Genomic DNA, 13947 nt, shown 5'->3' with positions numbered 1-13947 from the left:
GGAACTCCAGAATGACTGAAGTCACCTTAATGCCTGCAAACCCTTGCATAACAGTGTCAATAAGTCGTACACAAGGGAGCATATACTGTTCTGGTGAGGTGACGTCTTGAGCACCCGATTCCTGCGCCACTTCTTCGAACCTCGTACCATCGCGGTGATCGGGGCCTCGGAAAAGCCCCATTCCATCGGCGGCATCGTGATTGCCAACCTGCTGGAGGCCGGCTTCCCCGGGCAACTGTGGGCGGTCAATCGCAAGGGCTACGAGACGGTCTTCGAGCAGCCCTGCGTATCGCGGATCAGCGAACTGCCCGAGACGCCGGATCTCGCCGTCGTCTGCACGCCGGCCGCGACCCTGCCCAAGGTGATCTCGCGTCTGGGGCGGATCGGCGTCAGGGCGACGTTGGTGCTGTCCGGCGGGGCGCATCTCGACGAAGCCGAAGGGGACAAGGGATCGATTCGCGAGCGCATGCTGGCCGCCGCGCGCGAATCAGGCATCCGCGTGCTGGGACCGGAGTGCATGGGGCTGATCGTGCCGGGCCGGCGCATCAATGCCTCCTATTCGAGCCAGCCGGTCAAGGCGGGCAAGGTCGCTTACCTCGGGCAGTCGGGCATGCTCGGTAACGCCATGATCGACTGGGCGGCAGGGCGCGGCATCGGCTTCTCGCACCTGATCACGGTGGGTGACAGCGTCGACGTCATGCTCCCCGACCTGATCGACTACATCAACCAGTACGCCCCGACCCAGGCCATCCTGCTCCACCTGGAGCGTATCCACGATGCCCAGCACTTCATGACCGCGCTGCGCGACGCCTCGCGCCATCGCCTGGTGCTGGCGATCAAGAGCGGGCGCACGCCACAATCCGATCTTTCCGGCATGGCGCCGACTCCGGGCATCGCCAATCGCGACGTGGTCTTCGATGCCGCCTTCGCGCGCGCCGGCGTGGTCCGGGTCAACGACTCCGACGAGCTATTCGATGCACTGATGACGCTGTCGCAGATGCGTCCACTCAAGGGCGACCGATTGGCCATCGTGGCCAATGGACTGGGGCCCGCCATGCTCGCCATCGACAAGCTGATCAGTGCTGGCGGCACCCTGGCAAGCTTCACCGCGGAGACACGCAAGGCGCTGCGCGAAGGCGAGTTTGACATCAGCAAGCCGGGTGAGAACCCGGTGGACCTGGGTGGGAACGCCACGCCGGAACGCTTCGTCGAAGCGCTGGAGATCGTGGCGGCAGACCCCGGCGTCGACGCCGTGCTGGTAGTGCACGCCCCCACGCGACTGGCGCCATCGAAGGTGACCGCCCAGGCGCTCATCGCCAATCGCAAGCGCTTCAAGCGCAACCTGCTGACCAGTTGGATGGGGTTGGAAGGAGCCCTCTATGCGCGGCACGAATGCAGCATGGCGGGCATCCCCACCTATGTCTCGCCGGAGAAAGCGGTCAAGGCGTTCATGCATATGGTCGACTACCAGCGCGTTCAGGCACTGCTGCAGGAAACGCCGCCGAGCCTGCCGTTCAGTACCACCGCAGACATTCGCGCACGCTGTCACCGCTTGATCACGCAGGCCCGGGAGGAAGGGCGCGAAACCCTGTCGCACTCCGAAACTGCCCAGGTACTCGAGGCCTACGGCATCCCCGTGGCCCCCAGTCGCTACGCGCATACGCCCGAGGAGGCCGCGGCAGCAGCCGAAGAGATCGAGGGGCCCTGGGCACTTAAGGTGGTGCACGATGGCAACTGCCGCCCGTTCCGCTATCGCAAGCATCCCCATCGTATTTCGGCGGGGCTGCTGCAGGACCTCCACGAGCCGGACCAGGTGGCCGAAGGACTCACCCGGCTCGGCCACAAGGTGCACGAGAAGTTTCCCCCGGTGAAGATTCGCGAGTACTGCCTGCAGCCCATGCAGCGCGGCAAGCAGTCGATGCAGCTCTGCGCCGGCATTACCCGTGACCCGGTATTCGGCCCGCTGATCGTGTTCGGCATCGGCGGTTACAAGGTCAACATCCTGGCCGACCGACAGGTGGCGTTGCCGCCGCTGAACATGACCCTCGCCGCCGACGTGGTCGGGCGCACCCACGCTGCACGGCTGATTCGGGAGCACTCCAGCGACCCCGAGCGTGACCTGGAGAGGCTGTGTCAGCTGCTGGTCAAGCTGTCGCAGATGGCCTCGGACCTGCTCGAGCTGCGCGGGCTGGAGCTCAACCCCTTGCTGCTCAATCGCGACGGCATGCTGGCAGTGGACTTTGCCCTCGACCTCGGCCCCCCGGCACGCTTCGCGATCATGCCTTACCCCGAGGAACTGCGTGAGTGGGTAGTGCTGAGCAACGGGATGAATGTAGAGGTGCGTCCCATCCGCGCCGAGGACGCACCGCTGATTACCAGCTTTCACAGTCAACTGTCGGAGGAGAGCATTCGCTTCCGCTACTTCCACAACAAGTCCGACCTCAGCCAACGTGACCTGTCGATGCTTTCCCACATCAACTACGACCGCCAGATGGCCTTCATCGCCGAGCACCAGAAGGCGGATGGCAGCAAGGAGATGCTAGGCGTCGTGCGGGTGTGGAACGATCCCGACAACATCCGCACCGAATTCTCCATCATCGTGCGCGACGACATGGCCGGGCAGGGACTCGGTAGCCTGCTGATGAAAAAGATGATTGGCTACTGCAAGAGCGTGGGCACGCTGGAAATGATCGGCAAGATCATGGTCGACAACCACCCCATGAGGGCGCTGATGAAGCACTTGGGCTTCCGCTGCCGCTACAACATGGAGGAGCAGGTGGTGGATGCGGTGCTGCGCCTCAACGAGCCCGAAAGCGAATGGCAGCGGCACCGGCTGGAGAGCCTGCCGGACTGAAGCGAGTCGACGCATGGGCGCCGACCCCAAGGTTCGGCGCCCATGCAGGAAAGCGGCGCAAGGGTTTCAGGGAGCCAAGCGGAAGAAGCGCCAGGCCTCGTCGCGAAACTCGTAGCGAATGCGGTCGTGCAGCCGGCTAGGCTGCCCCTGCCAGAACTCGATCATGTCCGGCACCACGCGATAGCCTCCCCAGTGCACCGGGCGGGGGATCTCCTGGCCTTCGTAGGCCTGCTCGAAACGGTGCTGACGCTCTTCGATCCAATGACGGTCGGGAATCACCACGCTCTGGGTCGCGACCCAGGCGCCCAATTGGCTGGCACGGGGCCGGCTGTTGAAGTAGGCATCAGACTCCTCGTCACTCACCGGTTCCACACGGCCCTCGAGGCGCACCTGGCGCCCCAGGGAGGGCCACCAGAACACCAGTGCGGCATGCGGCACGTTGGTCAGCTCGCTGCCCTTGTGGCTGTGGTAGTTGGTGTAGAACACCAGGCCACGCTCATCGAAGCCCTTCAGCAGCACGATGCGTGCATGGGGCAGGCCCTGGCTGTCGACGGTGGCCAGCGTCATCACGTTACCGTCTTCACCCTCGGCGTCCAGCGCCAGCGTCAGCCATTCGTCGAACAGCTCCATGGGTTCTGCAGGCACCATGCCTTCCTCGAGTCTGCCACCCTCGTAGTCGCGCCGGATGTCGGCGATATTGCGTGTCATGGCGTACTCCTCGTCCTTTTCTTAATGGTCGCCGCTGAGGGGCAGCAGCACAACACCTGCGGCTTGACCCGCATCACTTATTTCGACATCCGCACACCCGCCGGCATGTCCTTGCGCTTCAGCCACCGCGCGCCGCCTTGATCTGGCGACTGCGAAAGCGGGCATAGAACATGCAGCCGGTGAACAGCGCCAGGGCAACCAGGGCCTCGGCAACGCCGAGCAGGCCTTGGCCAGGCAGCGTGGCCACCATCACGCCCTGAACGAAGTAGAGCAGGCTGACGAACGCCAGCCAGGCATGCCCCCTGGGTCGCTGCCCAATGATCGAAGGCAGGAAGAGTATGAGCGGAAGGGCGCGGATCAGAATCGGCGTCAGCGGATTGGTGCCGGCCTCCATCGCCAGGCCGCTCCAGACCAGCAGGGCCAGCAGCACCACATAGCTGGTGAGAACCAGCTGACGACTGCGCTCAGTGAGAAAGTCCAGCCCGTGGCGTGCCTCGAGATCCTCGACCCAGCGCCTCATGAAGGTTCCCTCAGGTTGCCAAGGGCCAGGGCCAGCCGGGCCAGACGCTTGCCCTGAGCGCGCACCAGCCGACGCTCGACATCGGCCAGGGGCTGGTCGCTGCGTTGGCCGGCCACATGGCTGGCTCCGTAGGGGGTGCCACCGGCGGTGGTGGTCATCAGGTCGGTCTCGCTGTAAGGCAGGCCGGCATAGACCATGCCGTGGTGCAGCAGCGGCAGCAACATCGAAACCAGGGTGGTCTCCTGTCCGCCATGCAGGCTGGAGGTGGAGGTGAACGCCGTGGCCGGCTTGTCCACCAGTACGCCGTTGAGCCACAGGGCGCTGGTCGAATCGATGAAGTATTTCAGCGGCGCGGCCATGTTGCCGAAGCGGGTCGGGCTGCCCAGTGCCAGGCCGGCACAGTGGCGCAGGTCCTCCAGGTCGGCATAGACCGCCCCCTCGGCCGGGATCTCTGGGTCAATGGCCTCGCAGGTGGCCGATACCGGCGGCACGGTACGCAGGCGTGCCTCGATGCCGGGACAGGACTCGACGCCGGCAGCCAGTTGCTCGGCCATGCTGCGTGTGGCGCCGTGCCGGGAGTAATACAGGATCAGCACATAGGGCAGGGAGTCGTGCATCGTGGCTCCAGTTAGAAAGAAGGCAGGGGATCAGTCATCCACGTGGAGAAGGGCAAGCACGTCCTCCGGCGGGCGACCGATCACGGCGCGTTTGCCGTCGTCGGCGATGGGACGCTCCATCAGCTTGGGATGGCTGACAATGGCGCGTATCACCTCTTCCTGATCTTGCAGGTCAATGTCCTCGAACTCCTGCCACTCCGCTTCCTGGGTCCGCACCAGCGCCTCTCCATCGGCGTCCAGGCGCGACATCAGGTCGCGAAGCTCTTCCTCGTTCAGCGGTTCATCGAGGTAGCGTCGTACCGTTACTTCGACACCATGTTCCTCCAGTAGCGCCAAGGCTTGGCGCGACTTGGAACAGCGGGGATTGTGATAGAGCGTAATGGGCATGCGAGACTCCTCGATCCTTGGAAGGCTAGCCTTATTGTAGAAGGCGCGTCATGTCGGCCACAACCGTGGCCCCGAAAATGTCCGCTTCGATCAGTTGGTTGCGTCGGCAGATGCCTCCCCCAAGCGCCGATAGACCCAGACCGCACGCCCATTCGCCAGACGCATGGGTACACGCTGGTAGCGAATCCCAAGCCGCTCGTAGCGGTCCAGCCGTTCCAGTTCGCCGGCGTCGACCACGATGACCTCGCCCTCGACCCGCTCTCCCGGCGCCTCGGTCAGGTCGAGGCCTTCGCGGCGCACCCCCTCGAGCACTGCCGTCTCGGTTTCCCCGGCGCGACCCATCACCATCCAGCGAACCGGGGCGAAGCGTAGCGTGCCGTAGACGAAAACCGCATGTTCGCCCTCCTCGATATCAGGAAGATGGTCGGGGCGGTCATAGGTATAGGGGCTGAGCATGGTGAGCCATAGCCAACCCAACACGGCCAGCAGGGTAGCCAAAACGCCGAGAGCGACATGCTGCAGGCGCATACACGCTCCTTGTGTTCTCATGAGACAGCTATCCTGCCATGGCAGGAGGGGGCCTGTCCGGTTCTATGCCGGCTCGAGGCTCTGTTAGGATTCAGGCATGGCTCGATATAGTGGAGGATGTCCATGACCCAGTCGGCACACGAGGAACAGGACTTCAGGGCGTTGATGGGGGATGTGAAGCCGCTGCGCAGAAGTGCCAATCGAGCCAATCCCGGCCAGCGCCGCAGTCGGCCCACGGAGGCCCAGTTGGCTCGCCGCGAGAGTGCACAGGCGGAGCTCGGACGAGACAGCTTCCTGTCGGACGACTTCGTCGAGCTGCTGCCTCCGTTCGACCCCATCGAGTTCCGTCGCGACGGCATCCAGCAGGGCGTCGTCGATCGCCTGCGTCACGGCGGCTATGCGGCTCAGTCACGCCTGCATCTGCTGCGCCGCCCTCTGGCCGAGTGCCGGCGGGCATTACCACCTTTCATCCATGACGCCTACGCGCATGACTTGCGCTCGGTGCTGATCGTGCACGGCCGGGGTCAGGAGATCGACAGTCCGGCCAACGTGCTGCGCTCCTACCTGGCCAAATGGCTGGCCCAGTTCGAGGAGGTGCAGGCTTGCGTATCGGCACAGCAGGCCGACGGAGGACTGGGGGCGACCTGGGTCATGCTGCGCAAGAGCGAGCGGGCGAGGGCGGATAACCGCGAGCGCCAGCAGAAGCGGCGCGGCTGATCCGCAGAACGACGAAAAGCCGGCACGTGGCCGGCTTTTTTCAGCACCGAAAGTCGGAGAGGATCGGCGAGCCTAGGCCAGGGCCGGCTCCCCATGCTCAACGGTTTCACGCATGCGCTGACGGAACAGTGGCTCGGCCACGTCCACGGCCGGCTGATAGGCACGACTGAAGGCATTGAGAGCCTGCAGAGCGTCTTCCAGCCACTGGTCCTCGCGCAGCGACAGGGCGTCGAAGCCACAGCGGGTGAGGAAGAACACCTGATCGACGAGCACGTCGCCGATGGCACGGATCTCGCCCTCGTAGCCGTAGCGTTCGCGCAACAACCGAGCCAGGCTGTAACCGCGGCCATCGGTGAACTTGGGGAAGTCGATGGCGATCAGCGGTGCACCGGCTAGCTTCTCGGCCAGTTCCGGCGTCAGCTCGGTGTCGCTGGCAAGCCAAGGCGCCAGCTCGCGGCTTCCTTCCAGTGCCTGCCAGCGCGCCAGGGGCACGATGGCAGGGGAGTCGGGCAGCGCGGCTTCCTCGTCGCGAACCACCACCCAGCGGTCCTCGGCCGGCTTGCCGCCGCGGATGAAAGGGCGTACGGAGGCGTTCTGATCAGGCATATACCCGCTCCTTGAAAGGCTTGAGGCCGATACGGCGATAAGTCTCGATGAAGGTCTCGCCCTCGGCTCGCTCGCCGACGTAGACCTGCAGTACCTTGTCGATGACCTCGGGCACGCTCTCGCGATCGAACGAGGGGCCCAGGATCTTGCCCAGCGAAGAGTCGTTACCCTGGGCGCCGCCGAGCGAGATCTGATACCACTCCTCGCCCTTCTTGTCGACGCCGAGGATGCCGATGTGACCGACGTGGTGGTGGCCGCAGGCGTTCATGCAGCCTGAGATATTGAGATCCAGCGGCCCCAGGTCGTAGAGGTAGTCGATATCATCGAAGCGCTCCTGGATGGCCTGGGCGACCGGGATCGACTTGGCGTTGGCCAGGGCGCAGTAATCGCCGCCCGGGCAGCAGATCAAGTCGGCCAAGGTACCCACGGTAGGGTTGGCCAGGCCGAGGTCCTGCAGGCGCTGCCAGAGCTCCTCCAGGCGATCCACCGCCACGTCGGCCAGCACCAGGTTCTGCTCGTGGGTGACGCGAATCTCGCCATGGCTGTACTCGTCGGCAAGATCGGCCACCTGGTGCATTTGCTCCCAAGTCAGATCGCCCGGCGAGTGGCCGCTGCGCTTGAGCGACAGTGTGACCGCCTTGTAGCCCGGCACCTTGTGGCCATGCACGTTGTTGGTCACGAAGCGGGAGAAGGCCCGGTTTTCGCTACGCAGACGCTCGAAGTCGGCAATCGCTTCCTCGCTGACGGTGCGGCGTTCCGGATCGACGAAATGCGACTGCATCGCCTCGACCGCTTCACGTGTCAGCGTCTGCGGGCCATCCTTGAGATGTGCCCACTCGGCATCGACCCGACGGCGGAACTCCTCGACGCCCAGCGCCTTGACCAGGATCTTGATGCGCGCCTTGAACTTGTTGTCGCGACGGCCGAACTGATTGTAGACGCGCACCAGCGCTTCCAGATAAGTCAGCAGGTGCTGCCACGGCAAGTCGTCGCGTACCACCTCGCCGATCATCGGTGTGCGGCCGAGACCGCCACCGGCCAGCACCTTGACGCGCACTTCGCCCTGATCGTCGCGCCACAGGCGCAGGCCCACGTCGTGCACCTGGATGGCGGCGCGATCTTCGGCGGCACCGGTCACGGCGATCTTGAACTTGCGCGGCAGATAAGTGAATTCGGGGTGGAACGTCGACCACTGGCGAATCAGCTCGCACCAGGGGCGCGGATCGACTTCTTCATCCTCGGCAATACCGGCGAACTGGTCGGAAGAGGTGTTGCGGATGTCATTGCCGCTGGTCTGGATCGCGTGCATCTGCACGCTGGCGAGCTCGGCCAGCATGTCGGGAACCGTTTCCAGCTTCGGCCAGTTCAACTGCAGGTTGGTGCGGGTGGTGAAGTGCCCATAGCCGCGATCGTAGTCGCGTGCCAGGTCACCCAGCTTGCGCAGCTGGTAGGAAGCCAGCATGCCATAGGGAATGGCAATACGCAGCATGGGCGCGTATCGCTGGACGTAGAGTCCATTCTGTACGCGCAGAGGCAGAAATTCTTCGTCGCTGATCCGGCCGGCCAGATAGCGATTCATCTGGTCGCGAAACTGAGCGACGCGTTCATTGACCAGGGTCTGATCATGGGTGTCGTAGCGATACATTCGGCCGGGTCCTGCTGCTTAGGGGATTGGCGAAGCGTCAGGGGCACCTTAACGCCCCAGCATTATTCTATGAAAGAATAAATATTCATATTTTTTATACGAAAAGTAATATAAGGAGTCAACCCAAGCGGGCTGACCCTAAATCTGCAGCCGCAGCCACTGGCGGCGCTGCCAGATCATCGCGAACCAGAGCGAGTTCAGCCCGCGATAGCCGAGCTGCACCCACCAGATGCCCAACAGCCCCTGCTCCATGGCCACGCCAACCCACCATGCCAGCGGCAGGAAGACCAGCCACTGCAGAGTGAGCGTAATGGTCATCACGGTACGGTTGGCACCGGCGCCGAGCAGAGCCTGTCCCAGTACCAGGGCGGTGGCATCCAGCACGATCATGATCGCGGTGAGCTGCAACGGCAGGCGAGCGAAGGTTATCAGATCGGGGTCGTGCAGGAACACTCCCAGGATCTGGTTGGGAAATACCGCCATGGGCAGCGCCAGCGTGGCCAGGCACAGCCAGGCCAGGCGCACCACGTCCCAGCCCCAGCGGTGGGCGTCGCCATGGGCCTGCTGGCCCAGCGACTGTCCCACCAGGCTCATCGCCGCCATGCCCAGGCCCACGCCGGGCAGGATCAGCAGCAGCGAGAGATTCACCAGCACGTGCCCAACGGCAACGCTGGCGGTATCGATCTGGCCCAGTATCCAGAACAGCACCGCATAGCCGGCGGCGAACCACAGCTGCTGGAAGGAGTGCGGCAGCGCCAGGCGCAGGGTGACCAGCAGGGCGGGGCGCCGGGGCAGGCCGGCCAGGAACCCGCTGGGCACGGCACGACGGAAGCTGAGCAGCGCCCAGAGCCCAAGGCCCGCAAGCAGCGAAAGGGTGGTGCCTGCGCCGGCCCCTGCCGCTCCCATGGCGGGCAGCCCCAGGTAGCCGAAGATCAGGCACACACTGGCCGCCACGTTGACGACGTGCATCATCAGCATGATGCGCAAGTAATAGTCGCTCTGCTGGATGCCGTTCCAGTAGCCGCGAAAGCAGAAGATCATCGCCACGGCGACGAGCGACAGCACCCGCCAGCGAAAGTATTCCACCGCCACGGCGTTTACCTCGGCGCTGGGGTTGATCAGTTCCATCAGCCGCGGGGCCTGCCACAGGCAGAGCAGGGTAACGGGTAGCGATACCAGCAGCGCGATGACCAAGCCCGCATTGAGCGGCATGGCGCGCAGGTGCCAGGCCTCCTCTCCGTGACGCCGCGCGGTCTGCGCCTGGACGCCGGAAGAGAGCCCGAAGACCAACGCCGTGATCAGGAACATGGCGTAGCCGCCAATACCCACACCGGCCAGCGGCACCTCGCCGAGCGAGCCGACCAGGGCCGCATCGATCAGGTTGATCAGGCTCTGGGTCAGCATCGCGGCAATGATCGGCATAGCGAGGCGCAGGATGCGCTGGCGGCGGCTCGAGTCGGGTAGCATGGCCTATCGCTGGGTTCGAAGGTGTCCCGCGCCGATGGCGCGGGCAATACCGGGCGTCATCTGTCAGGCCGGGTCGTAGGAGAGCACCGGCGAGAGCCAGCGTTCCAGTTCTTCCACCGTCATGCCCTTGCGCTCCGCCAAGGCCTCGACCTGATCGCGGGTGATCTTGCCGGTCGAGAAGTATTTCGACTGGGGGTGGGAGAAGTACCAGCCAGACACCGCGGCGGCCGGCCACATGGCGAAGTTCTCGGTCAGCTCGATACCGGCGTTCGCGGTGGCATCGAGCAGGCGGAACAGCGTGCGCTTCTCGGTATGATCGGGGCAGGCAGGGTAGCCCGGCGCCGGACGAATGCCTTGGTACTTCTCGGCGATCAAAGCGTCGTTGTCCAGCGTCTCGTCGGGTACGTAGCCCCAGAACTCCTTGCGCACCCGCTCGTGCATGCGCTCGGCGAAAGCCTCGGCCAGGCGGTCGGTGAGCGCCTGGACCATGATGGCGCTGTAGTCGTCGCCGGCGGCCTTGTAGTGTTCGGCCAGGGCCTCGACGCCATGCCCGGTGGTAACGGCGAAGCCGCCGATCCAGTCGAGCTTGCCGCTCGGCTCTCCATCGGCGTTGTAACGGGGCGCCACGAAGTCGGCCAGGCTGTAGCAGACCCCATCACGGTTCTTGGTGGTCTGTTGGCGAATATGGTGCAGCCGCTCGATCACTCGACTGCGCGATTCGTCGGCATACACTTCGATGACGTCGTCATCGACGCTGTTGGCCGGCCACAGACCGATCACACCGCGCGCCTCGACGTGTTTCTCGTCGATCAGCTTGCGCAGCATCTGCTGGGCATCGGCGAACAGGTTTCGCGCCGCCTCGCCGACCACCGCATCGTCGAGGATCTTCGGGTACTTGCCCGCCAGCTCCCAGCTCATGAAGAAGGGCGTCCAGTCGATGCGCTCGACCAGCTCCTCGATATCGTAACCGTCGAATGTCTTGAGCCCGGTGAAGGTGGGCCGAGGCGGCGTATAGCTGTCCCAGTCGATGGGCAACTTGCGCTGACGCGCTTCGGCGTAGCTGAGGTCGGCCGCCTTGGGCCGGCGCTTGGCATTGCGCTCGCGCACCTGCTCGTACTCGGCCTTGATCTCGGCCACGTAGGCGGGCTTGAGCGCCGGCGACAGCAGCTTGCCGGCCACGCCTACCGCACGCGAGGCATCGGTCACGTAGACGACCGGCTCGTCGTACTGCGGTTCGACCTTGACCGCGGTATGTGCCTTGGAAGTGGTGGCGCCACCAATGAGAAGCGGCAACTTGAAGCCCTGACGCTTCATCTCCTTGGCCACGTGGACCATCTCGTCCAGCGAAGGGGTAATCAGGCCCGAGAGGCCGATGATGTCGGCGTTCTCCTCACGTGCCGTCTGCAGTATCTTCTCCGCCGGCACCATGACGCCGAGGTCGACCACGTCGTAGTTGTTGCACTGCAGGACCACGCCGACGATGTTCTTGCCGATGTCGTGCACGTCGCCCTTGACCGTGGCCATCACGATCTTGCCCTTGGCCTGCTGATCTTCCGTAGAGAGTTCGTTCTTCTCGGCCTCGATGTAGGGGATGAGATAGGCCACCGCCTGCTTCATGACGCGGGCCGACTTGACCACCTGGGGCAGGAACATCTTGCCGGCGCCGAACAGGTCGCCAACCACGTTCATGCCATCCATCAGTGGCCCCTCGATCACCTCGATGGGGCGCGCGGCACGCTGACGGGCGAGTTCGGTGTCCTCCTCGATGAAAGCGGTGATACCCTTGACCAGCGCATGCTCGATGCGCTTCTCCACCGGCCAGCTGCGCCACTCCAGATCTTCCTTCCTGGCTGCGCCACTGCCGTCACCCTTGTACTTGCCGGCCAGGTCGACCAACCGCTCGGTACCGTCGCTGCGCCGGTTGAGCACCACGTCCTCGACCGCTTCGCGCAGCTCGGCCGGCAGGCCGTCGTAGACCGCCAACTGGCCGGCATTGACGATGCCCATGGTCAGGCCGGCGCGGATGGCGTGATAGAGAAACACCGAATGGATCGCCTCGCGTACCGGGTCGTTGCCGCGGAACGAGAAAGACACGTTGGAGACCCCGCCGGAGACCATGGCGTGGGGCAGGTGTTCACGAATCCAGCGGGTGGCCTCGATGAAGTCGACGGCGTAGTTGTCGTGCTCCTCGATGCCCGTGGCGATGGCAAAGATATTGGGGTCGAAGATGATGTCTTCCGGTGGGAATCCGATCTCCTCCACCAGCAAGGTATAGGCACGCTGGCAGATCTCGGTCTTGCGCGCGAAGGTGTCGGCCTGGCCGGCCTCGTCGAACGCCATCACCACCACGGCGGCGCCGTAGCGTCGACACAGCGTTGCCTGTTCGCGGAAGGCGGCCTCGCCCTCCTTGAGCGAAATCGAGTTGACTACCGCCTTGCCCTGTACGCACTTGAGCCCGGCCTCGATGATCTCCCACTTGGAGGAGTCGATCATGATCGGCACCCGGGCGATATCGGGCTCTCCGGCGATCAGGTTGAGGAAGCGCACCATCGCCTCCTGCGACTCCAGCATGCCCTCGTCCATGTTGATGTCGATGACCTGGGCACCGTTCTCCACCTGGTCCAGCGCCACCTCCAGCGCCGTGGTGAAGTCCTCTTCGACGATCAGGCGCTTGAAGCGTGCCGAGCCGGTGACGTTGGTACGCTCGCCGACGTTGACGAACAGCGAGTCCTTCTCGATGTTGAACGGCTCCAGCCCCGACAGGCGACAGGCCCGCGGCCGCTCGGGCACCTGGCGCGGCGCCAGGCCCTGGATCGCGGCGTGGATGGCGGCAATATGCTCCGGCGTCGAGCCGCAGCAGCCGCCGATGATGTTCACCAGGCCGCTCTCGGCGAACTCGGCGACGATGGCCGCCATCTCTTCCGGTGTCTGGTCGTACTCGCCGAACTCGTTGGGCAGCCCGGCATTGGGGTGCGCGGAAACGAAGGTGTCGGCCTTGGTCGAGAGTTCTTCCAGATAGGGACGTAGCTCCTCGGCACCCAGCGCACAGTTCAAGCCGATGGAGAGCGGCTGGGCGTGGCGCACCGAGTTCCAGAAGGCCTCGGTGGTCTGGCCGGAGAGGGTACGACCGGAGGCGTCGGTGATGGTGCCGGAGATCATCACCGGCAGGCGCTCACCGCGGTCCTCGAACAACACTTCGAGAGCGAAGATGGCCGCCTTGGCGTTGAGGGTGTCGAAGATGGTCTCGATCAGGATCAGGTCGGCGCCCCCCTCGATCAGTGCTTCGGCAGCTTCGTAGTAATTGTCGCGCAGCTGGTCGAAGGTGACGTTGCGCTTGGCCGGGTCGTTGACGTCGGGCGACAGCGAGGCGGTGCGTGAAGTCGGCCCGAGCACGCCGGCCACATAGCGCGGCACGCCGGTCTCGGCCGCCACCGCGTCACACACCTCACGCGCCAGGCGCGCCGACTCACGATTGAGCTCTGGCACGAGTTCTTCCATGCCGTAATCGGACTGGGACAGGCGGGTGCTGTTGAAGGTGTTGGTCTCGACGATGTCGGCGCCGGCCTCGAGGTATTGACGATGAATTCTCGTGACCAGCTCAGGGCAGGTCAGCGCCAGCAGGTCGTTGTTGCCTTTGAGTTCGGAGGGCCAATCGCTGAAACGCTCACCGCGAAAGTCGGCTTCGTCGAGGCGGGCGTTCTGCAACATGGTGCCCATGCCGCCATCCAGCATGAGGATGCGCTCGCCGAGCCGTTCGGTGAGGGTAGCGGTCAGTGCAGAGGGTAGGGCGGCCATGGGTCGAGTCGGTCTCCAGCGAAAGTCACGTCCAGGAATCTATGCCGCCCCGTTGATTCTTCTCGGCTACGGGCAGGGGGCGGTCGTGTTGGCCCGACATGGT

The 13947-nt window shown here is 64.5% G+C and carries 11 protein-coding genes; 2 read left to right on the top strand and 9 right to left on the bottom strand.

Annotation, left to right across the window (positions count from 1 at the left end; genetic code table 11):
- Positions 1-106 precede the first annotated feature (106 nt).
- Positions 107-2854, top strand: a complete 2748-nt coding sequence (locus tag ACUY1T_RS00995; RefSeq protein ID WP_446019856.1) for a bifunctional acetate--CoA ligase family protein/GNAT family N-acetyltransferase — start codon at positions 107-109, stop codon at positions 2852-2854.
- Positions 2855-2920: 66 nt separating this feature from the next.
- On the opposite strand, the gene pdxH is transcribed toward ACUY1T_RS00995, so the two are convergent.
- The 5 genes from pdxH to ACUY1T_RS00970 all read right to left on the bottom strand — a co-directional run bounded on the left by pdxH (position 2921) and on the right by ACUY1T_RS00970 (position 5614).
- A complete protein-coding gene (gene pdxH, locus ACUY1T_RS00990) occupies positions 2921-3562 on the bottom strand; it encodes a pyridoxamine 5'-phosphate oxidase (RefSeq protein WP_446019855.1) in 642 nt (213 codons plus the stop codon).
- 118 nt (positions 3563-3680) lie between these two features.
- Positions 3681-4082, bottom strand: coding sequence for a DUF2069 domain-containing protein (locus ACUY1T_RS00985; RefSeq protein WP_446019854.1), 402 nt, complete (start codon positions 4080-4082; stop codon positions 3681-3683).
- The gene (wrbA, locus tag ACUY1T_RS00980) at positions 4079-4699 is read right to left on the bottom strand and encodes an NAD(P)H:quinone oxidoreductase (protein ID WP_446019853.1); all 621 of its coding nucleotides are present in this window, start codon (positions 4697-4699) and stop codon (positions 4079-4081) included. Before wrbA ends, ACUY1T_RS00985 begins: the two co-directional genes overlap by 4 nt.
- A 30-nt stretch (positions 4700-4729) precedes the next feature.
- A complete protein-coding gene (gene arsC / locus ACUY1T_RS00975; RefSeq protein WP_446019852.1) occupies positions 4730-5086 on the bottom strand; it encodes an arsenate reductase (glutaredoxin) in 357 nt (118 codons plus the stop codon).
- Positions 5087-5176: 90 nt separating this feature from the next.
- Positions 5177-5614, bottom strand: a complete 438-nt coding sequence (locus tag ACUY1T_RS00970; RefSeq protein ID WP_446019851.1) for a gamma-glutamylcyclotransferase family protein — start codon at positions 5612-5614, stop codon at positions 5177-5179.
- A gap of 123 nt (positions 5615-5737) precedes the next feature.
- Here ACUY1T_RS00970 and smrA point away from each other — a divergent pair, with 123 nt between their 5' ends.
- Positions 5738-6331 carry a DNA endonuclease SmrA gene (gene smrA / locus ACUY1T_RS00965; protein WP_446019850.1) on the top strand — a complete coding sequence of 198 codons (594 nt, stop codon included), beginning with the start codon at positions 5738-5740 and terminating at the stop codon, positions 6329-6331.
- A 72-nt stretch (positions 6332-6403) separates the two neighbouring features.
- Here smrA and ACUY1T_RS00960 read toward each other — a convergent pair whose 3' ends face one another.
- The 4 genes from ACUY1T_RS00960 to metH all read right to left on the bottom strand — a co-directional run bounded on the left by ACUY1T_RS00960 (position 6404) and on the right by metH (position 13844).
- Positions 6404-6937, bottom strand: a complete 534-nt coding sequence (locus tag ACUY1T_RS00960; RefSeq protein ID WP_446019849.1) for a DUF934 domain-containing protein — start codon at positions 6935-6937, stop codon at positions 6404-6406.
- The gene (locus ACUY1T_RS00955) at positions 6930-8582 is read right to left on the bottom strand and encodes a nitrite/sulfite reductase (RefSeq protein ID WP_446019848.1); all 1653 of its coding nucleotides are present in this window, start codon (positions 8580-8582) and stop codon (positions 6930-6932) included. The genes ACUY1T_RS00960 and ACUY1T_RS00955 overlap by 8 nt, the downstream gene beginning before the upstream one ends.
- 138 nt (positions 8583-8720) lie before the next feature.
- Positions 8721-10049 (bottom strand): MATE family efflux transporter, encoded by a 1329-nt coding sequence (locus tag ACUY1T_RS00950; RefSeq protein ID WP_446019847.1) that lies wholly within the window; start codon positions 10047-10049, stop codon positions 8721-8723.
- A 63-nt stretch (positions 10050-10112) separates the two neighbouring features.
- Positions 10113-13844 carry a methionine synthase gene (gene metH / locus ACUY1T_RS00945; protein WP_446019846.1) on the bottom strand — a complete coding sequence of 1244 codons (3732 nt, stop codon included), beginning with the start codon at positions 13842-13844 and terminating at the stop codon, positions 10113-10115.
- Between the last annotated feature and the right edge of the window lie 103 nt (positions 13845-13947).

The organism is Billgrantia sp. Q4P2, from assembly GCF_052806135.1.
This window is presented reverse-complemented; position numbering and strand designations above follow the sequence as displayed.

What these genes read in the sequence shown, in the direction of transcription:
- metH (WP_446019846.1), bottom strand. Translation starts at nt 13,844, where the DNA reads ATGGCCGCCCTACCCTCTGCACTGACCGCTACCCTCACCGAACGGCTC.
- smrA (WP_446019850.1), top strand. Translation starts at nt 5,738, where the DNA reads ATGACCCAGTCGGCACACGAGGAACAGGACTTCAGGGCGTTGATGGGG.
- ACUY1T_RS00950 (WP_446019847.1), bottom strand. Translation starts at nt 10,049, where the DNA reads ATGCTACCCGACTCGAGCCGCCGCCAGCGCATCCTGCGCCTCGCTATG.
- ACUY1T_RS00985 (WP_446019854.1), bottom strand. Translation starts at nt 4,082, where the DNA reads ATGAGGCGCTGGGTCGAGGATCTCGAGGCACGCCACGGGCTGGACTTT.
- wrbA (WP_446019853.1), bottom strand. Translation starts at nt 4,699, where the DNA reads ATGCACGACTCCCTGCCCTATGTGCTGATCCTGTATTACTCCCGGCAC.
- ACUY1T_RS00960 (WP_446019849.1), bottom strand. Translation starts at nt 6,937, where the DNA reads ATGCCTGATCAGAACGCCTCCGTACGCCCTTTCATCCGCGGCGGCAAG.
- pdxH (WP_446019855.1), bottom strand. Translation starts at nt 3,562, where the DNA reads ATGACACGCAATATCGCCGACATCCGGCGCGACTACGAGGGTGGCAGA.
- ACUY1T_RS00955 (WP_446019848.1), bottom strand. Translation starts at nt 8,582, where the DNA reads ATGTATCGCTACGACACCCATGATCAGACCCTGGTCAATGAACGCGTC.
- arsC (WP_446019852.1), bottom strand. Translation starts at nt 5,086, where the DNA reads ATGCCCATTACGCTCTATCACAATCCCCGCTGTTCCAAGTCGCGCCAA.
- ACUY1T_RS00970 (WP_446019851.1), bottom strand. Translation starts at nt 5,614, where the DNA reads ATGCGCCTGCAGCATGTCGCTCTCGGCGTTTTGGCTACCCTGCTGGCC.